This is a genomic window from Chitinophaga sp. (assembly GCF_019236475.1).
Classification (GTDB): Bacteria; Bacteroidota; Bacteroidia; order Chitinophagales; family Chitinophagaceae; genus Chitinophaga.
This window is the reverse complement of sequence record NZ_JAFAIX010000014.1, coordinates 317,986-340,037: the sequence shown is the minus strand read 5'-3', so window position 1 is coordinate 340,037 and position 22,052 is coordinate 317,986. Positions and strand designations below refer to the sequence as shown.

Sequence of the window (22,052 nt, the reverse complement as noted above, 5' to 3'; positions counted from 1 at the left end):
ATGCATATCCAGGTAGGTAACAGAAACTTGTCCGTTGGCATCGGTGACGGTATTTTTGAAATAGTGACTGGCGTCGCCTACCTCTGTACCGAATAATGCATAGAGATCTTCTTGGGAAGGAGTACCATAGGTATAGACAATATCATGACCACCGTTGAGGGTATATTGTTTACCGACAGCTCCCTGTTGACGTACCCGATTGGTATTATCCAATGTGTAGGCAGTTTCAGAGAAGACGTAACCTTCTGCATCCGGAATGAATTTATTAAATCCGCTGTCTCTTTGAGGATTGGCGGGAGAATAATATTGGGCGGTACCAGATGCTGTTCCCATCACAGGGGCGTGTTGGGTGAGGATATCAGCGGGTTTATTTAGATAATCGAATTGATCCGGCGTATATTCGGCACCGTTAATATCTGTATTGAGCCGTCTGGTATATTTGATGATGGTGTTCAGAGTAGGGGCGGGGAGTACCTGTAAGGCAGGGCGTCCCTGGTAATCATAAATACTTTCACCTACAATGATGGTGTTGGTGGTATTATCCTTGGTAACAGTTTGTCTGCCACGGAGGGAACCATCGAAATAATTGAGGATCGTTTTTCGTTTACCTTCTTCTGCGAAGGAGGTTTGCGCTTGCCAGTTGAGTAGTCGTTCATGGCCGGTGAAGGCATAGGAGCCGAGGCCACCGGTGTATTGGGAGCTCCAGTTACCGGTAATACGGCCATATGCAGGTTTTTCTTGCACGGGGCGGAAGCGGAAGTAGATGGCACCTTCATGATCGTACATCAAGGGGATGGCATAGTTGGTACCTGCCACGGTTACCCTGGTAGCATTGTTTTCAAATAATTTATCTGGGTTAATGGGAGTACCATACCTGCCGGTTTCTATGGCGGAGGAATCAATATAGGTCCACTCGAGGTCATAGGCATTAGCACCGAATACTACTGGCCAGTTCACGGGCAGTTCGTCTGCGTTAGCAGCATCGAATTTTCCTATACGCATCTGGCTTAATGCTACTGTCATGGGATCCATTTTAAACAATGGATTTACTTCCATGGCGTTTTCCAGCATGAGCGCAGGAAGGATATTTTTAGGTGCATCCGTGGTATAGGAGAGGACCTTTACACTAACAGCAGGTGCATTTTCAAAGATGAAGCTACGACGCAGCACATAGGGATGTGCGGTGTCATAGTTCAGTGTCAGTTCTTTGTCCACCGAATCTACCTGCAGTTTAGGGGTGGTGTAGATGATGCGTACTTTTAGGGCAGCATTGAACTTTACAGGTAGTGCACGGGAGGAATACTCGTTGAGCTTAAAGGTAATGATGTTTCTTACCTTATAGGGGGTATCGATTTTGGATTTAAGACTGGCATCAAAGTACAGGCTATCCTGGATGCTGATCACAGAGTCATTCTGTAATTGGCCTTTGGCGCCGTCTAAGGTGCGGGTAATAATGATACTCTTGGATTGTGCCTGGGAGTATTGAGTTAAAAACAACAAGATGCCTGTCAGTAACAGGAAGGATAGGGACCTTTTAAAATAGTAATTCATTTTACTATAGATTCGGTGATGCTAAGAAAATCTGATAACCTTTAAATGCAGCGGCAGGAACATATTCTTTCTCTACTATATCAAAGTAATTCCGTTCATTGAAACCTGGAAAACTAGGTGATATGGGTTGATAGTTTGAGAAAATATATTTAATGACGGTATGTGTTCTGGAAGGCCCTGTATTTTCAGTTTCCTGGTTGGGCAGGAGTGCCTTAGGGAACTTTACTTTGATCTCCTCCAATCTTCCCGTTTTGACATCGGTTGAAAATTCAAAACTGGTAATACCCATTTCAGGATTACAGCGAACCATCAGTGTTTTCTTTTTATCCGCCGTGCGTTCTTCCCAGTTTGTTACCACCTTTGATAGAAGTTCATTATTAAGCGCTTCATAGGCAGGCATCTGTGGTTTTACAGGTGTTTTGCCGACCATCATCTGTTGTTGATCAGGAATAACAGAGATGATATATTTTTCGTTCTGCATAACTTCCACCTCTTTTGACTTGGTATGCATTCGAATACCGTCGAGTTCTATGTGGCTAAACATGGTATCTTTCACATTATCCTCCTGTTTATCTCCATCCTGTAGGTAGAAAATTGTAAAATCATAAGAAATAGGAACAGCCTTATTGACGGTATATATTTCTCGAATGCGCTTAAACAATGCCGCTGTATCTGTGCTAGTTTGTCCTTTTAGGGACAAACTAGCAAGAAATAATACGGTGCTTAGCAAAATATATTTAATGTTATTGTTCATTTTCTTTAAGCAATGCTGATCTGGTCTCTGAAATAGTTTTAACACCTCTTTCTGTTTCTTTCTTCACGCGTACTAGGGTGCCGTCATCATCATATTCATAGAAGGTGGCGTAATTGTTTTCATCCAATTCTGCCATCAATCGTAATGATTGCGCATCATATACATACGATTTCATGTTGGCGTTATAAGGATGGAACCTCATATCGTCGAAATAAACGTTAGTATTGCCAATGGCTTTAACGGAGAAGCTGATACCTGTAGCGCCTTTTGCCAGACGAACTACCTGTTCGTAACGTTGCCAACCGTCTATAATAACACCTGTCGGCTTGGCTAAAGCCGCCACTCTTACCGAATCATCTCCACCTACGTAGACCATGACTTCCGTATTGCTATAAGAAGTACAATTACAAGGTTGTTCCTCTTTTATCCAGACACTAAATAGCATTTGTTTGCCTGTCACAGGGGTAAAGCCTGGAATAAGAATATCCTTATTCACGCGGATATCTTTCAAAACGTTTGTTCCACAAGCAGTATTCGTATAGGAGATGGTAGGCGCTAAGAAGACAGGAGGCGTTAAGAGGGCAGGGGCTTTAAGTCCCACACTGCTTCCTTTATTTACGCGCATACTATATCTACCGGTATGATGCTGTGTTGTATCGATATTCGCCTTGTAATCGGAGAAGTCGAAATGACGGCCAACCGCACAAACCATATCCTCACAAGGATTACCAGCGCTCATGAAGTAATCTTCGAATCCATCAAAGGCAGCATCCGAATAACGACTGTTCTGTATCACTGCTACAGGCAGCGCATCTGCATACCCGAATAGTCCGGCATTATATCTGCCTAAAGGATCTTTATTCTCCAGTTCAAACCCTTTCAGGTTGAAAATGGTACTTTCTGCATTCCATACCCACTTGGCAGTATCATATTGAGCCTTCCATTTACCAGCATCAGATTGCCAGAAAGGAGCAAAGGTGGAGTAGGTTCCGTCTTTACGGATATTGGTGAGGGAGTCAATAGGGGCTCCATCACGTTGTCCGTAGTAGACATAAGATTTGGATGGGTGCCAGTTACCATACATGCCTATTCTTACAGGATTCACAAATGTATCTGTAACAGTACTGTAGCATAAACGATATGATTCCGCCATTTTAATTTCCGTGCTCGCTACAATAGGGTTATTACACATATCAGTATTGATAGTTACCGTATAGGTACCACCAATTGTTGAACTGGCATTGCTTATTGTCAACTGTTGCATTTCGCGTGTATTATTCCCTTCAATGCCCAAGCCATCCCAGTGATAGGTTTTGGCTTTAAGTGGAAGATTATTGGCTTTCAGTTTGATTTTATCTCCGAGGCAGAATAGTGTATTTTCTCCTGTAATCAACTGATTGGTTTGGAATTCCGAAATAGTAATCGATTGTGGATAGGAGACCTCACAATTACTGACTTTAATTTGGTATGTTTTTCCTTTCATTAATTTGTAGGTAGCGTTACCTACAAAGAAACCGTTATCCTTTTCTTCCAGATAGGGACCTTTTTCCCAATTACCGTCTTCTGCAAGGGAATAGGTGTATTTGCCTGGAGACGGACCACCAGATGCCACTATTAAAATGCGACCTGTATTATCTGCCGCATTAGGGCAAACCCAACCGGCAATTGTATCGATTTTAATGTTATCTATTTTGTAGGTGAATCGCTGTTCATTTCCACTTAAACCGTTAAATTGGTTAGCCCCCATTATAAACTTATAATCACCTGGAGTGGTAAGGGTGAAATAACTTCCAGTTAGGATGGGAGAGGTGTTAATATTAGGTCCAAAAAGTGAATAATAGCCCTTAAGATATTGATCACCTTTAATCGCCCATACGGTACCTGTTACTTTTAATCCTGCACAGGATTGTTCAGTACTAATGTAGCCATAATAACGATATACATCTGATTCAGTTACCCAGACAGGAAGGAGGGTCGTATCACAAGGAGTCGATACTTTTACCACATAATAACCTGGTGACACTCCAGATGTTTGCGGACTAACGGCTATAGACGTGTTACTAGAACCATCAGGGAAATTCGTTATTACAGTAGGTGAAAAGGGATAATCAAGGGTGATTTTAGTACCCGCAGGGAATCCAGTAGTAGATAGAATCCTAAATTGAGCTAACCTGTCGTACCCCATCTTATTGTATTCTGAAGGTTCTGCACTGATTGAAAACTGACGGATTGGAGGGGGCGTCACCACTAAATTGCTATTCAGTGGACCTTGGTCTCTATTGGGAGTTATAAGTGGTGTACCATCAGCAGTGGTCATGGTCACAAAATAATTACCATACGGAATATTCTTTATTGTCACCCATCCACCAGAGTTGTTTTGTTGAGCAATGAAGCTATATATTTTCGAATTATCATTTTTGTCTGTCAGCGTTAGGGTGATTGGCCAGCAGACAGCGATGCCATCTTGTCCTATTTTATAGAAGGCCTGATAATTAAAGGTATTGTTACAATTATGAACAATAGCAACAGCACTCACACTGGGAGGGATCAGTTTTGAGGTAGCGGTATAACTATCTCCACAGGAATTGGTCATAATTCTTGTATAAATTGAATCATAATAATCCTTCAATTTTTTCCCGGCTGGTAACATGATTGTATCATAAACATACATGTACTTTGCAATTATCTTTTCCGGTGTAGTTATATTGTTGCCTAGTTTAGTTGTCAATCTAACAAAATAGTTAGGGTCATCAAAGTTCCAAGTTGCGCTGTAGCCTTCACCAATGATAGCGTCGCAATCACCTGTCCCGGTAAATGCTCTCGAAGCTTCACCAGAAAAGTATGGGTACAATGTGGTTTTCATGGTACCATTTCTGACATTACAAGTATCCAATACATCGCACTCGTAATCCCCCTTAGGCAAAGAGCTCAACAGGAATACATTCGTTTTAACATTGATTTCTTTACTACCTGTATATTCTGCAGGCGCTTTTAATATGCGAAGCCTATATGGCATACGACCACCCGTGATAGTGAATTGAATCGCACCATTAGCACATTTACCTGTTACGTCTTTACTAATTCTAGCGCTGTACACTAGGCTTGCAGCATAGCTACCAGGAACCTCTATCGTCATTTCTTTGCTAGTAGGTTGGTTGGAACAGATGGCCGTAACCTTAAGTTTGTAGATCCCAGGTAATATATCCTTCAAGGTATCGCTGGTTTGCCCCGGTTTGGTTGTTCCGCCGGTTGAACCAATAGGATCAAGGTAATAAAGTACACTTGTTAGACTATTTGCATCAAAACCAGTGAGTTTAACGGCGACTTTACCATCTGCCAAACAGGAGGCGCTGTCTATCTTTGCCGTAATTGCCCAGTCTGTACAAGATTGACTAAATGCACTTAATGATAAAAAACTCAGTATAAAAACTGAAATGAATATTTTGAATATTCCTTTGGTATTAGGGATTAATGACATCATTCTCAATTGAATAATTAAAACCAGTTACACTATTTACTTAATACATACCTGCACCGATAGGCAATCTTCACTGGCTGCCCATTTGATTTATCGGTGTAACTCACTACTAATGGCCCTAGCAGTAGATAGTTTTTCTCATCGAAATTATAATCGTATGATAACTGCATTGGTGATGCATCCTTATCTGAACTCTTAAACCTTGCTACCAATGTGATCTGATTCGGTGTATGCGAATAAGTCCAGGTATTGAAAGTAGGGCCATATGTGGTAATACAGGTGGAATCCGCAAAAGATAAGGATGACAGAATGGGAACGCTCAGGTGATTAATACTATCGCCTGTAACAGACCATTGCGCAAGTACATTATTATTCCAGAAATCTCGTTTCTCCAGTTCTACTCTGCTGATTTTCCAGGTACCTTCCAGCTGCTGTGCCGAAGCACTGGCAGTTGAAAGAATCAGAATGAATGAAATGATATAAAGAATATTTTTATACATATCAGTGATTTTTAGTTTAATGCACATTTAATTTTTACCTGATTACGATCCTGTACCTGCCAGTTTTGCTTGTATTCCTGCATGGAGGCATTCAAGATCTTTTTAGTATCATTAATGATCAGGTAAGGTTTGCCTAATTTCCATTCAATCGGATTACTCATCATAGAAACAGCGCCTATCTGTGCATTGAGATTTTTACGACCTGATTTAATAACGGTGATCGTCATATCATTTCCAGAAACCGGTTTGCCATTATCATCCAGGAAGGAAAAATCAGGTGTGCCGCCGTTAATGGTATTCAGGTCTACTACCCAAACCCGGTTGTAACTTGGGAAACTCGCCAGATTGGTCCCACATCCGTTAGGTACAACAGACATTTTAGAATAAACAAGGAGTTCATCTCCAGAAGAGAAATAGGATGCTGGTGTTGCAGGAGCCAGATCTGTGGTCAGTTTTCCAGAAGTAATATAGATATGTTCCAGTTTTGCATTGATATTCTTGTATGCGCCTCCCATACCGTCGTATGCCCATTCGGCAGGGTAGGAGAAATTAAATATGGAATCATTGAATTCATTCTGGGTAGAACTCAGTAGCACATTGCCATTTTCGGCATTGTAGAGCATATTATTGGTTGTTACCTTGCTTCCATTTTCCGTAACAATAATTTTATCCAATATGCCTCGTCTGTTGATTACTTTGGTGAGGGCGGATGATCTGAACATTAATTCTTCACCTTGAGGAAGGAACATACCACCATAGTTCATATAGAAGTATGGTCCTATATAGAAGGCATCTATTCCAGCATTTGCTAGCATCCCGCTCATTACTGATCTCTGTTGACGGTTATCCATCATCATTTCCATATCCATTCCCAGCGTCATAGAGTCAATGGTTCCAGATTCATCAATTGCTAAGACTCTGTTGTTCAGGTGCTTTTGTTCCGCATTATCATTATCTACTTTGTAGCGGTATTCACTATAAGAGAAAGGTATAGAATCTCCTTCCTTATAGTTATAAACACCTCTTTGTTTGCCATGCATGTCATTCAATTCGATCTTGAATCCCTGAGATTTAGCCATATAGCGTTTGGCATTAATCTTCAGCAAATTCCCCAACTTGGTAGTATAAGAAGCATCCATTTGCTCACCAACGATTTCGGAGAAGGTGGCGATTGTTGGGAAATCATAAGCAGTATAGAAGGTATTTTCAGTATATCCTGCTTTAGATCTTGCATTGGCAGGAACGATACTTTTTACACGTACCCTGCTATAACCAACACTTGGTACAGGGAAGAAAGATTCTCCAAGCGGAGCTTCCACATAACTAGCAACATTTGGTGTCAACTTACCGATATGATCTTTATAGGTAAGTGGATAATGCCATGGATTATCTTCACCTCCTACAATTGGTTCATAACTTGCTACACCGCTGGAAATAGTAGTGAGTTTACCATCAATTACTTTATCTGTTGTATAACTGTATTCTGTCCCGAATTTAGATTCCTTTTGTCCGGTCATAGCATTCCAGTTATCATAAATCATAATGCGTTTAACCCTATTACCACCACCATATTTTTTATAAAAAGGATTATTCAGTCGGGCGGTAGAACGGGAGAGGTCAAGGTCTCTGGCGGTATTCTCCGATCTCGCTACAGTAGAAAATCCCTTAATTTCATCCACAATAGTTCCTGCCATGGCAGTAAGTAATCTAAGGGCATTAGGGCCGTCGAGGTCATCACCTACATCTGTTTTGTAGTATGCTTTTGATGGCAATGATGTTTTCAAGAATTGAAGGGTAGCGTTTGCCAGTGGGGAATAGGATCCACCTTCATCACCATCTACTTTTACAGATTTAAGTTTTATGTAAATCATTGATCCGTCTCCAATAGCACCATAATCACTACGGTCTAAGTAACCATAACAATGAATGTATTCACTGCCACTACCTAAGCGATTTGCGCGCATATTCACATTCAGACGGAAGAATATGGTATCATTTAATCCAGCCAGATAGGTGTTGTAAACTTCTGCTGGCGTCTTTACAGCTTTTGGCACCTTGAAGGCTACATAATGGTTATCTTGAACTTGTAAACCTACACGATCATACAGATGGTTCTTTAAGTCTCCTTCGCTAGTCGGTTTTTTATTAGCCAAACCAACAATTGGCATCATTTGACAGGCACGCTTATGTTGTACATAGGCATAATCATCACTCTCATAATCTACTTTTATTCTTCCACCGGAAGGTAGCTTTATAGAATCCAGTAACCATGCACCGGCATTATACGCCATTACGCTACTATCTTGTAATGCGTAAGGGTATTCTGAATTCGTAATCGGGTTGGATGCGGTGAAATTTGGATTGTCCTTCGCATTTTTATAGGTTCCCCAACGATCTGTTGACTGATTATCGAACTTAGGGTTGTTCTTATTATAATAGAACGCATAACCATTTCTTCTTGCTTTTTCCAAGCTCTTATTGGTATTTCCATTATAAGAGAACCATATCCTCGTCAGTGTTAGTTTACCTCCCTTACCTTGATTATCGCTCGGACATAAATCATTGCTATATTCAAAATGAACGGTTTTAACAGGTATTGGATTTTTCTTGTTTTTCAAAAACTCGGCTTTGGTATACAGGTTGATTTCCCTAAGGAGTTTAGGCAAGCCACTGTTAGGAATTTTCTGCCCTGTCACAGTGATTGGTTGTAAATCGGGTCTGTCTTCCAGCTTAAAGGTCGCCACCATATTCTTCGATACAATCGAGTTCAAGTACCACAGTTCCTTTTCACCATAAACATAACTGCCTTTATCATCCGTGAAGTCAGATCTCAAACCAACATTATAGTTAGCACTATCTGAATAAGGGATTCTCCATTTATAAGGATTATTGATGCCTGCTACCTTGGTATAGTTAAATTTAACAGCTGTTCCAAAATCGTCGTCACTAACACCATTACCAGTCACATCGACATAGTCAGGCGACAGAATGGCTGTCAACAAGAAGGAGTGAGCATATGCAGGAATTTCTTCCGCAGAATAGTAACGCTCATTACCAGATTTATTTATTGTGGCATCGTTTTCACCGGGAGTATATTTTACCAAACCGGTGTTTGTATTACCATTAGATTGCTCTACAGAGAAAGTTGCTTCTTTTTGATAAGTATTATATACAGGAAGACCGTATATATATTTCTTCCCATCAGGATTCATCACATTGATTTCTGACAGGTGGTTCTTCTTACGGAAGTTGTTAATCCTTTTCTCCAGTACAAGGGAGTCACTGATTTTATATTGTACCAATGTATCGATAACAGAAAAGGCTGACATGTCAACGGCTTTTCCATCGCATATCATCGTGAATAAAAGACTACCAGCATCAGGTCCGTTATTGTAGAAAAGATCAAAGTCATAATATTTTCCGGATTCCAGGTTGATGGTGGTATCTTTCCTTTCACCAAAATGCACATGCATCCATGGTACACCATTAAAAGAGACCTTCATCTCATCATCCACTTCACCATGTATCTTGTATATGCCTGTAAATGGTGCCAGGAATCTTCCTTTTGCTCTGAACGAAAACCAGGAGTTCTCATTATGAGGAAGATCATCATCTTTGGTGTTTAACTGTTCATTAATATAATTAAGCTTTTTTAACTCAGGTACCGTTCTAAATACAAAATTGCCTAGGTGATAACGTTTCAGGAATCTCTTAGGATCTATGTTTTCATAAGAATAAAAGTCAGCATCCAAGCCCTGTTGTGTTCCAATATCCTCCTGTACATTGATGCATGAATTAATAGGATACGTATTAATAGCATAGTTCTCAATATATTTAGAGAAACCAGCCTTACTGGCATCGTCAGCACTTAAATAAGTAATCACCTGCGAGCGCTTTGCACGATCTGTACGCGAGGTAGCGGCCTGTGTAACAGGGATTTTTTCCCTTACTGACCCACCTACATACCTTAAGAGATTGCCAGTGGTTCCGATATTTTTTGTATTGTTACCCTTCAGTTCAGGAACAACGATGTCTGTACCTCCAAATTTATCGAAATACGTCTGATCACTTTTTCCCATTTCACCCACATTGCGCAGATAGAAGGACTCATATAAGCCAGCACTTTTGGTAAATTTGGTATTTTCAGCCATTCTGTTGAGGTCTGTCCAGGCTCTGTCATCAGAATAGCTATTGATAACATTAACATCAGCGCCGAGATGAATAAGTGACGCAGTACCAACGTTTAGCCCGAAGCTTGCGGAGTTACTTTTAGTTGTCATGCGTACATCATTCACATATCCTATATCGTTTCGGTAAGCCCTGAACATACCTCCTGTGCCTTCACCACTAATGGAGAACAAATCCGGGGTATAATATGGCAAACCAATATTTCGGATGGAGGCCTTCATCGGAATTTCACGTTCGCGGTTATAGTCCTGTAATGCAAGCGGGTTCTTCGAAGCACCTTCCATGTTGAAATACCCATAGGCAGGATAAGATTTTGAAGTATCTCCAGGAGCAATATATTGCTTGCTTACATAACCATTTATACCTACAGAGCTAAAAGTTCCAAAAAGTTCCAGACCTAAATCAAAACTACCACTATATGAATAGGAGGTATAAGGTAAACCGGAAGATGGTATGGAGGATGGATAGGCATATGAAATATTGCTGGCTAATGTGCTTGAAATACCCTGCCCCTTAATGCCATGTTCCATGATCTTTTCCAAACCAGGTATTCGTTTATCTTCTTTATTTGTGATTTCAGCACGCTTGCGTGCTGCAATCTCCTGGGTCCTCTTTGACATGGTCATTCCACCTGAGAATTGCGTTGATTTTAAACCACTACGCGTGCTGAAACTTGCTCCCATTGACACATTACCACTAAACACATTATCCTTAGATGAAATTGAACCGTAAGTCAAAGCTATAGAGGGATTAAAGGAAAGACCATCTTGGCTGTTATTGGAAATACCTAATCCTCCTGAAAGTGGCCCTACGGCTTTCTCTCCGGCATTAATACTCACGTTCGCTCCCATCTCCATACCCCAACCTCTGTAGTTATTTTTAAAAAGAGAATAACTTAAAGTTGGTTTAAATAATTCCTGATTAAATACTTTAAAGGAGGCCCTTAAGCCTGCACCAACTGTGGTGTTAGGTTTTATACTAATCGTCTTTTTAACCTCATCTGTCCCGTCAAAATCATCCGGTAAACCTCTCATGTTACGTTGAATGGTACCAGGATTGATATTCCACCCAAGGCCTACCCAGCTAGCTTCCTGGGACATATTGACATTACCACTGTATCCGATAGACAGCGGATAACCATCCACATCTATCAAGGGAATATTGTAGTTAAAATCTCCCGTAAACAGGTCCACCATATTAGTAGCGCCTACAGGTTGATACGTGGCAAATTCCGGCTGCGTTGGACCACCATCCAATTTCTCCATGGCCTTGGGAGCCATAGCCGCAGTATTTACCTCTTCGCGTGTTGCAGCAGCAGGCATATTTACTGTTAAAGGATTCGCATTCACCGTTCCAGATGGGGGAGCTATTATTCGCGCAGCCAATGGATGTCTGCTTCCGCCTAATGCATAAGCAGGAATAATGGCCTGGAAATACATGGTAGTCAACAACACAATAGCTATTACTTTCTTCTTTTTCTCTCCAAAAGTCAGCAACATTTCTTTTCTATGTTTAATAGGTATAAGGACTTCGTTTTTTACTTAGAATACAGGTTATTCTGAATAGATAAATCTTAACTGCCAAGTTTCATTTCGGCTGTTTCTCAGTCGCAGCAAATAAGATGCTCCTGATCTCAATCCTACTCTTTGCAGTGGTAAGTTTATCCTGTTTTCCCCTCTCTCCAGGGATATGGTATTGTTATATACTTGCGTATTATTTTCAGAAGAGATAATCTCATAACGGGTACTGTTATCGCCTGCTTCATTGACATACACCACATTCACGGAGCCTTTCACCGTTACAACGGCTGCATCCAGCTCTCTACGCAACTGTACAAACGCACTGTTATTATCAATTACTTTTTTGTCGATACCTTTTATTTTAAAGGTCCATACCTCTGCTTGCGCCGCAAATAAAGCACCGTTACGGGCAGTGATCGTCCAGGCATAGTTTACGCCAGTATCCAGTGGGGTACCGGAAGTAGGGTAGTTAACAAAAATATTCTTCAGATATCTACCACGATAAACAGGAATGTTCTGCTGAATAGCTTCCTGCGGCGACTGCCCATCTCTTACATTAGTAATCACCATATCATAATTTAGATCGGTAAACATATTCAATGGGGCAGGAGGGATCCAAGTAAACTGCGGTGCACGAGTATCCAGTAAGCTACCGTCTGCAGGCATGTTCAATACAGGTGGACTCACAGGCTCCACTACAAATGGAACACAATCATCTCCAATCTGCTGGTGTTTATTATCTGACAGGATCAGACTATAACATACCAGGTAGCTTCCTGCAGGAAGCGTGGCATTGGCACTGCGATCAATACTGTTACTCAGATACTCATACTGTATTGGCATGAAATCTCCAGCCTGTAATTGCTTGGCGCCTCGCGTCAGTACAATTTCCTTGGTGATACCCGTCAAGAGGGGTTGATTGGTGGTCGCATCCATCAGGCGGACAGCTACCTGTACACTAACAGGCGATTGTGAGCCAGATACCAGGATCATATTCCACAACTGGGCTTTCATCAATATCCCCGCAGGCGGAAGCTGAGGTGTCATCGTGACTTGTCCGAATGAACGAAAGGATAGTAACATTAACAGGAGGTATAAGGTCCTCTTCATATCGTACTTTTAAAATATTTTAGTATAGGTTAAACGGCCTGTTTTATTTGGAACGAGTTGTTTATTTACACCAGGAACAAATCCCTTATCTGCCATCAGTCCGAATTCGCCGATTTTAGGGATACTTATTTTTGCATTTCCAGAATAGCCCATTTGTTTATTCTCAAAAACGGTTTGATAGTTATATTTCACACCACCACCAATTTCCAGCCATCTATTTATTCGGTATTGTGCATTGCCATCGGCTCCATATAAAGCATACTCTTGGTTAACGGCTGCAGAAACGCCAGTGGATAGGGTCAGGGCATTCACAAAGAATGTTTGCATGAACTGGACATTCGTACTGTTGAAATAAACGAAACTGGAATCCGTTTGCTTATTATAGAACCTGGTTGCAGATAACATGGAGTTCATGCCAATACCTTTGTGGGTATAATAATAACTCGCGGTACCTACCAGTGTATAGAATAAGTTCTCTATAAACCTATCATTCTCTGTTTTGGTGAGCTGAGATGATGGGAAATATCCGAGAGAAACTACCGGCCAGTTTTTACGACGGAAAGTTGCCTGGATGCTTTTGAAAATCGTTTTGCTACTATAATTGGTGCTATCAAAAATATTGTTGTATGCATTCCGTTTTACGCTACCAATAAGGGTTAACTGTTTATGGAAAAACGGTTGCTCGGCTTTCAATGACCAAACTATTTGTTGACTTCCACTAGCGTACAAACTGAACGACTGAAAATCCGATCCTAAGAGTTTATACATAGTAGATATACGGGTAGCAGTTTTGGGTATATAACTAAACGTACTTACTGAAAACGCTTCGTTGTGGTGGCTGTTGAACTGCATCATACTTCCACCTACGCTTTCGTGGCTGGCAGCTCGCTGGTAATAGGGGGTAGAAGATTTGGCTACTTCTCCAATCACATAGTTATAGCGGTTGATCTGCCACCTACCTTCCAAGGATAATCCCATGATTTTGTAGTCTGGCATTTCTACAGTACCCGTTGTTGGCGTACCCGTGTTAACGTTATATACCTGCTTTTTACCTGTATAGAAAGATAGAATAAGGTTGTTGCCTTCTTTCTGTCCTACACCGGCTCTGATGATATTCAGGTATTGTTTAGGACGGTTCGCATTGACGATATAGTCGCGGAACCGATAATCTACAGCACCCGTCGCGAAGGCAAGATACCAAGAGGGATTGAATTCGGCCTGTACGCCTGTGATACTGATATTTTTGGCGGTAAGTTCACTGTAATCCACCATCGTTCTGCCGATTCCTATGGATTTCATCGATAGGAGCAGCTTGTATCCTGGCGGTAAAACAGAATCAGGCAAATTCATACTTGATAACTCAGATACTAGTTCACCATCATTCTTACTGTTTTGCAACGCACCCAATAAGTACGCTTTCTTATTACCGACTGCAATTTTTTTCTTGTTATATAATTTCAATAAGTTATCGTAGGCTAATTGTACTGAGTCCAACTGGTGCTGTTTATCCTCATATTCTTTCCGAAGCTTTGCCACCGCGCTATCACTGCCTCCGAACCGGCTTTTCTTTAAGTCCGCCAAGGGTTGTAAAACCTTTCCGAATGCGTAACGTGGTAAACTTTTTATATCCACAGGGAGCGAGTCTCTATACCGCAAATTATAATCGTGTTCTTTCGCCTCCACCATTCGTTGTAGTTGGGCGGGCGAGTTAAACCAGGATTTCAGTAATTGTAATTGCGTCCAGCCAATGTCTAGCTTGGATTTAATGGTATCCAGTTCTTTCAACTGTTTCAATTTTCCAGCTTCCCAACCTTTGGCTTTATCCATTAGCATCTGTTTAAAATCTCTGTTGGTATAATGGAGATTGATACCGGTAAGATTGCGAAACAAAACAGAATTCCCTTTACTGGTGCTGAATGCCAAGTGTAATGGATACTGATTTTTAACTGTGATATCCAGGTTTGTTGTTAGGGTATGCTGATAAATATCTTTTTCGAGGTATGGCGTATCACTGTTGGATTGATAATATCCATCGTAAGTTACGTTACCATGAATTTGCAGGAATGGATCTCGTTTTACCACTGGAGAAGGGGCCATGGGCTTACGTTCCCTTATACTGGGCAAGCGGGTATCCCCTAATGGTCCAGCATATATGGTCACAGGGATTGGAATCATTGTTTTACAACGATCTGTATGTGCTAAGTAGCACACAGTATCTATCGCATTTTTTGCCTCCGGAAACTTTTTTACCTGCGCGTTGGCTCCTAGGATAGATAATAGGGATAATATTATTATGGCTACGGCTCTCACAACATTAACAATCGGGCTAACTGATGATGGTCGTCTTTTTTAAAATATAGGTTTTACCCGCGACAAAATTAGGTAATACCTGTTAAATTCAAAATGAAAATCAATTATTTATTGCAACCCCAAGGCTACAGAGGGTCTTGCTGAAAAAAATAATTGAATTTAATTTATCAAGGTGGGAACAACCATGTCTAAATGGTTGCACCATTGCTTAATCAGATGAATAATTGGGTATCATAAAAAATATATTTAGACATGATGCCATCGGATTAAGCTTAGCGACAGACCAAGCTTAGTCCAATGGGTAAATTATTTTTTTTCGGCGACTAGCTTTTCAATCAATGTTTCCAATCGCTTTACTTTTTCTTCGAGCGCTTCATTTTTCTTACTTAATTCCTGTACGGATTTTACCAGCAAACCTACGGTGCTGGCCTGGTCTACACCTTTACGACCAGGAGTAGACATTTCATCCGGCACTTCATCCGCAATAAATCCGATATTGGTTTTTCCAGTTGTATCTGCCTTGAATTGGAAAGAACGAACCTGCGCTTTATTTAAAACTGCTAATGCAGAATAAGAAAGCGGTGCAATATTCTTTTTAAGACTTCTCAAAGAAGTCTGATAATAAGAAGTAGCATACATATTTCCGGAGGTGTTGATATTACCAGCAGCATCCAGGTTAAAAACGGAACCGAAATTGAGGTTGTCTCTGTTGAATTTCAATACATCCTTCAGTCCAGGACCGGCAGTGGCATTGCTTCTAAACAGCCAGCCTTCATCACCATTGTCCCTAGTTTCAAATATTAGATTGCCGGAAGGCGTATCCTGATAAGACTCCACAAATATTCGCCATTCATCAGAGTTAAATCCCCAGTATAAACCTCCACTATGCTGTTGTCCATTTACAAACTGCAAGTTTCCCTCTTGATCCCTGAGTGCGATCGTATTGGCATAACCCCATACATCTGGATATCTTCCTCTTAGTAGATCCGCGTCCAGTCCAGAACCTTCGCCATCGTTTTCGGAGTGCCAGAGTAATGCATCCTGTCCCCAATGGTTTCTTATTCTCAGTTGGTTATTGTCTGAGAGATATAGTGCTAGTCCATATACGCCAGGTTTATGGAAACCATAAGCAGGATTGGTATTACTTCTTGCCTCATAGTTGGCAGCGGAGTAGAGGAAGTCTCCGAAAATGGTTTGTCGGGAAGATCTGATGGTATTGTTTATAAGAATGCTGGAATCTGAAGTAGTACCTCTCGCAGTAATACTAGCAAGGGTTTCACCTGTGAGTGGCATTTCTAGAAACCTACGTACAGATTTAACATCTACAGGTCTGATATAACCGTCATAACCTGCAAAAATGCGTGTAATGTTTGCTTCGTACTCCAGCGGCGCATGGGTATTGAAATAGTGGGAAAAGATAAATCCATTTTGATCCCTGGCCACAATAGAATTGGGGTCTGCACTGGTTACAGGCGCCATGCCACGTACCACATCTGCATCGAGGCCAGAACCTGCACCATCGTTTGCAGAATGCCAAATCAGTCCATCCGGACCTAAATGGCTCTTGATGCGCAACTGGTCTTTGTCTGCCAGATAGATGGCAGCCGCTGAGCTTCCAGGTCGGTGAAAACCATATGATGGAAAGCCGTCACTTCTAGCTTCAAAGTTTCCTCTGGCATATAGTGTATCTTCTAGTACAGTTGCCCGATAAGACCTGATGGAATTATTTACCAATATATCTGCATTTGAAGTGGCGCCTCTCGCCGTAACGCTTGCGAGGGTTTCACTTGCGGGGGCATCTATGGCGTATACCGCACCATTTTTTACATATTTAATCTGATCTCCTTCTCGGTAAATAGATTGTACGCCACCAATTCCTGGCATGGTGCTCAGGTCCAACGTATCTTGTCCGACAATAGCGATTTTAGAATTGCCTATCTGTTGTAGTTTGATTTTTTTGAACTCCGTACGGCCGTTACCTTTATTATACAGGTAGCCATTTACACCTGAAGTTCTATTTTCAAGAATAAGTTCGGCGGTATCACAAACATTGTAGATACGAACACTGTCGGCTCGAATCTGGTATACTTTCTGGGCATAGGCACTACTACTGGCTCCCAGTAATAGTAACAGCAAACATTTTTTCATAGAAGTTTTCTACTTTCTAATACTACGATTAACAAACTGCTCGGCCACAAAAGGTATAGGAATAGCGCTTCGAACAGTCAGAATAAATTCGGTTACTTTTTATTTTCGAGTGACTCGAGTCTTTTCAGTACTTCGGCCAAGGTACTATTTAATTTTTTATTTTCATTCTCGAGCTGTTCATTTTTTGTTGACAGCTCTTGTACAGCGCGGACCAGCAAGCCTACTGTACTTGCCTGGTCAACTCCTTTTCTACCCGGCGTTGCGATTTCCTCCGGTACTTCATCCGCGATAAACCCAACATTTATTTTATTGGTAGTATCGGCTTTGAAACGAAATGTTCTTACCTGTGTTTTATTCAACACTGTCAACGCGGAATAGGGGATAGGCTGAATATCTTTTTTCAAACTTCTCATGGAGGTCTGGAAAAAACTGGTGGCCTGTACATTTCCTTGCGCCATTATGTCTCCGACCATGTTGATATGTACGCGGGGATACATTTCCCTTCTAAGGGTAGCGTCTGATGATTTGGAAGGCCCCATGATTAACTCTCCATCATTATTGATCCCAAGTGCCCAGTTCAGAATACCAGCCTGGGTCATGGATATGTAGGCTCGATCCCCACCTTTGGCACGTGTAACCCCAAAAGGGGAGTACCAAAAGGTATCATATAATATTTCCGCATCACCTACTTCTGCAGCAGCAGATCTGGCAATACCGGAAATGTTGAAATTCCCCTCCATAGGGGTATCTGAAAATTTATTCAAGATAAAGTTATTCGCACCTTCTACTACTTCTCCATATTGATTGGTGGCTAATGCCTTGTAGTTTTTATGGTTTGCCATGGTAAGTCGACCGTAGAAAGCATGACTATTAGTTTTTCCTGCACTGGTATCTTCCAGTACGTAGTTGATATTATTATTACCGAAATTAATATACCCTCTTCTTATACCATCTGTGGTATAGAACCCAAGAGAGCCAGTGGCAGGCGCTACCCCTTCTTCCAGCTTTGTGAATCCTGTAATACCAGGTCTTCCAAAGGAGGCATTACCACCCACATTTAGTTTTTCTGTCAGGCTGTAGTTTTCGCCTATCATAACATTTCCCAATGGTGTAATGCTCAATGCCGGATACATCATTCGGGTACCATACCCGGTGGGGCTCCCAATGATAAAATTATTGGCATCACTGATACCCAACTGCCATACTTTCTGGGAATATCTGGTCATGGCGATATAGGCTAAGTTGCCTTGTACCGTAGATGGCCGCGTGACGCCAAAGGGGGCGTAGTTCCTCGTATCAGGATCTGGCAATCCGTCGTTTACTTCTAGTACACCTAATATTCCCTTTCCATTAATACGGAAGGCCGCATATTGGTCTACCGCTTCTTGATTTTTAATATAGTCGTTACCGTTACCGACAATACCTGGAATGGTGGCTAGATCCAGGGTATCTTGGCCTATGATAGCAATTTTGGTATTCCCCACTTTTTGTAGGCGAATCCGCCGAAACTCTGTACGGCCAGCTCCTTTGTTAAAAAGATAACCAATAGAATCTTTGGTTCTGTTTTCAATGATTAACTCGGCGGTATCACAAACGTTGTAGATGCGTACACTATCGGCACGGATCTGGTAAATTTTCTGGGCAAAAACAGTGGTAGTGAGGCACAATGCTGCGACAGTACTAAAAAATAATTTCATCGTATAGGGTGGGTATTATGGTCGGCGGCGAATGTAGGATGTTTGCTATTAATTTGCAAATATAGGGAGACACGGATACGGCTGGCTAGCATGATAAAATATGCAAGTGTCACGTGTCTCTCTAACAACTATTATTTGTTTATTTGCATACCCCATTATATAAGTACCGTCGGCCTCTCACCTTTATCCCATCTAATTCTTATCTAGCTGTTTAAAAGCATATAAAATATTATAATTTATATTTTTATATATATATTTATGAAAATTTTGGCCATTTTCTGTTACTGGAAGTCCAGTCACTATTAAATACTTAATTGTTTGCATCGACCTAGAATATCCTATGCCCTTTTTCCTTGTGTAGCGGGAAGTAACCTGTTATTCATGCCCTATGCCGCTGCCTGTTTTATAAATCCGGATGCCAGCGGCCACCAGGATCTTGCCTTCAGATTACCGGAGGGTACATTATCAGCCATCTTATTTCAGAACTGATGCCACACCGGACTTTACTTTTAATTCTTAAATCATGTTGATGATCGTGTATAAACGGATGCGCTGTATTATTTGCTTGCTCCTGCTAATGATGAAGGGTATAGCACAGACCAATCACCCAGTGCTGGTGAATATGCAACTGAATCCGCCATACAGCCTTTATTTGAGCGATTATTCCGCCGCGGATGTACAGCGTATGCAAGTGCATTTATTGCTGAAAGATCTCACCGAATTTAATTACAAATGTCGGCTAAGGCTGAAAATAGAAGGACCTGGTATTACACTCCAGAGTAAAGCAGGATTTTATGTGCCACCTATTATCTTAAACGGTGGTGAAATGACCACGATTAGTGGGCCGGAACTAGCAGATTATTTTAATCCGCAAAACCTCTTTATCCAGGGCCTAGATAACAATGCCTTTACTAAAAATGGGGCGAAGCTACCAGAAGGAATATACAAGTTTACCATAGAGGTGCTCGACTATACAAGGAATACTGTTATTTCTAACCCAGGAAACGCTATCGTGGCCACCTTCTTGAGCTATCCACCAATTATTAATTTACCGATGGCCAATACCAAGGTAGATGCCATGGATCCGCAGAATGTGATGTTTCAATGGATGCCACGCCATACTGCGTCCATGAATGCTGCATTCAATGTGGTGTATAAATTTAGATTGGTAGAAATGATTCCGGCAGACAGGGACCCTAACGACGCTTTGCGTACACTACGTCCCATATATGAGGTGATCACCCCCCAAACAATGCTAGTATATGGCGCTGGGGAACCGGCACTAACCCCAGGAAATAATTATGCCGTACAAGTACAGGCCATAGAAGCAGATGGTAAGGATATGTTTGTGAATGATGGTTTCAGTGAAGCAGTGAAATTCACTTATGGCGAAAAATGTAGTGTGCCACAGCAGATCGTTGCTGCATTTGCAGGTAAAAACGAATTGAAACTCACCTGGGCGAGTACCACCTCACAACAAGGATATACGGTACGTTACCGAGAGGCTGGCGATAACCCTTCTCAATGGTATGAGGATAACTCCTTCCAACCACAAATTACCATCAGCGGTTTGAAGCCAGGTAAAAAATATGAATACCAAGTGAAGGCACAATGTATTTGGGGCTACGGCGATTATTCTCCAATAGCATCTTTCACGATGCCTAATGAAACCATGACCAGTGGCGATTTTGTATGCGGTATGAATCCAAATCAGTCGAAGATAACCAACACCACCAATGTCAAGTCACTTGCGGTGCAAGACACCATTTGGGCAGCAGATTTCAGGGTAATCATCATGAGTATCAGCAGTACTGGTGATGCGTATACGGGTACTGGTTATATTGATATCATCCCATTCTTGAAAATTAAAAAGCTGAGAGTCACCTTCAATAACATCCGGGTTAACACCGATAAGCGGATGTATGATGGTGTGATGGATTTAAGCCATGAAAGCAGGCAACAAGTGGAAGCTGATTTTAATGGTGCTATCGACAAATTGTTGAAACAGATAGATGACATCGTCAAGGATACTTCCGTGGAAAAACTCTTCTCTCTCAACCCTGATGCATTCATTTCAGACATTGAAAGGATAAAAGGATTTGATGATCTGGACGAGACTTCCATCGACAGGCTCTCAGAGCTGCAAAGCAAATTTGAAGAACTGAGGGAATACCAGCGCATGTATCCTGGCATGACCCCTGAAGACCGTGCCACCATGGGAGATAAGATAAGGAAAGATTTGGGACAAGGTTTGAAGGCCGTTAAGGAAGGTATTGAAGCAATAAAACAATTGATAAAAGAGTTGCTGGGAATATATCGTAAGGCGGTAACTGCATTGGCCAAAGAGAAACAAAGTAAAGCCGATGGTGCTAATGAAACACAGTTATTCAATGACAAGAAAGCCGCGTTAGATAAGTTAATCCAGACGAATAACAAGAGTATCCAAAAAAACAATAACGCCAACAATGACGGTATTGTCCTGCTCGCACAGCAGATTGAGGAGGTAGTAGATGCTTCGAAAGAGGCAACCGGTACCGGTAATGCGGATATCGACAAATACCTGGAACTGTTACAGGAAAAGAACATCCGTACCATCCTTTCTATTCTGGTAAACAATAAAGATGAAGCCAAGGATAAGAAAGTGGTGGCTGGATTGAAAGTGGATGGAAAGCCTGCAACAACTTACCTGTCAGGAGAAAAGAAAGATGAAAACACTACTGTCACTGCTATTAAGCAGTCTGTAATGGATTGGTTATTAAAATTAATTGAAAAACACTAAGCCATATGAAGTTTTGG

The 22,052-nt window shown here is 41.4% G+C and carries 10 protein-coding genes; 1 reads left to right on the top strand and 9 read right to left on the bottom strand.

Going from position 1 to position 22,052, the window contains the following annotated elements:
- The 9 genes from JO154_RS26475 to JO154_RS26435 all read right to left on the bottom strand — a co-directional run.
- Nucleotides 1-1,551, bottom strand: a 1,551-nt coding sequence (locus tag JO154_RS26475; RefSeq protein ID WP_291952216.1) for a DUF6443 domain-containing protein, incomplete at its 3' end; no start/stop codon positions are given.
- Between the two features lie 4 nt (nt 1,552-1,555).
- Complete coding sequence (locus JO154_RS26470; protein WP_291952214.1) at nt 1,556-2,305, bottom strand: hypothetical protein; 750 nt, start codon at nt 2,303-2,305, stop codon at nt 1,556-1,558.
- Nucleotides 2,295-5,786 carry a hypothetical protein gene (locus JO154_RS26465; protein ID WP_291952212.1) on the bottom strand — a complete coding sequence of 1,164 codons (3,492 nt, stop codon included), beginning with the start codon at nt 5,784-5,786 and terminating at the stop codon, nt 2,295-2,297. Before JO154_RS26465 ends, JO154_RS26470 begins: the two co-directional genes overlap by 11 nt.
- 29 nt (nt 5,787-5,815) lie before the next feature.
- Entirely contained in the window at nt 5,816-6,283 is a 468-nt protein-coding gene (locus JO154_RS26460; RefSeq protein WP_291952210.1) for a hypothetical protein, read from the bottom strand.
- Between the two features lie 11 nt (nt 6,284-6,294).
- Nucleotides 6,295-11,970, bottom strand: coding sequence for a PA14 domain-containing protein (locus tag JO154_RS26455; protein ID WP_291952208.1), 5,676 nt, complete (start codon nt 11,968-11,970; stop codon nt 6,295-6,297).
- Between the two features lie 54 nt (nt 11,971-12,024).
- A complete protein-coding gene (locus JO154_RS26450; RefSeq protein ID WP_291952206.1) occupies nt 12,025-13,101 on the bottom strand; it encodes a hypothetical protein in 1,077 nt (358 codons plus the stop codon).
- 9 nt (nt 13,102-13,110) lie between these two features.
- Nucleotides 13,111-15,276, bottom strand: a complete 2,166-nt coding sequence (locus JO154_RS26445; RefSeq protein ID WP_291952204.1) for a hypothetical protein — start codon at nt 15,274-15,276, stop codon at nt 13,111-13,113.
- A 441-nt stretch (nt 15,277-15,717) separates the two neighbouring features.
- Nucleotides 15,718-17,559: a tail fiber domain-containing protein gene (locus JO154_RS26440; RefSeq protein WP_291952202.1), complete on the bottom strand. Its 1,842-nt coding sequence runs from the start codon at nt 17,557-17,559 to the stop codon at nt 15,718-15,720.
- Nucleotides 17,560-17,651: 92 nt separating this feature from the next.
- Nucleotides 17,652-19,256: a tail fiber domain-containing protein gene (locus tag JO154_RS26435; protein WP_291952200.1), complete on the bottom strand. Its 1,605-nt coding sequence runs from the start codon at nt 19,254-19,256 to the stop codon at nt 17,652-17,654.
- Between the two features lie 523 nt (nt 19,257-19,779).
- On the opposite strand from JO154_RS26435, the gene JO154_RS26430 reads away from it, so the two are divergent.
- Nucleotides 19,780-22,035, top strand: coding sequence for a fibronectin type III domain-containing protein (locus JO154_RS26430; protein ID WP_291952198.1), 2,256 nt, complete (start codon nt 19,780-19,782; stop codon nt 22,033-22,035).
- Nucleotides 22,036-22,052: the final 17 nt, after the last annotated feature.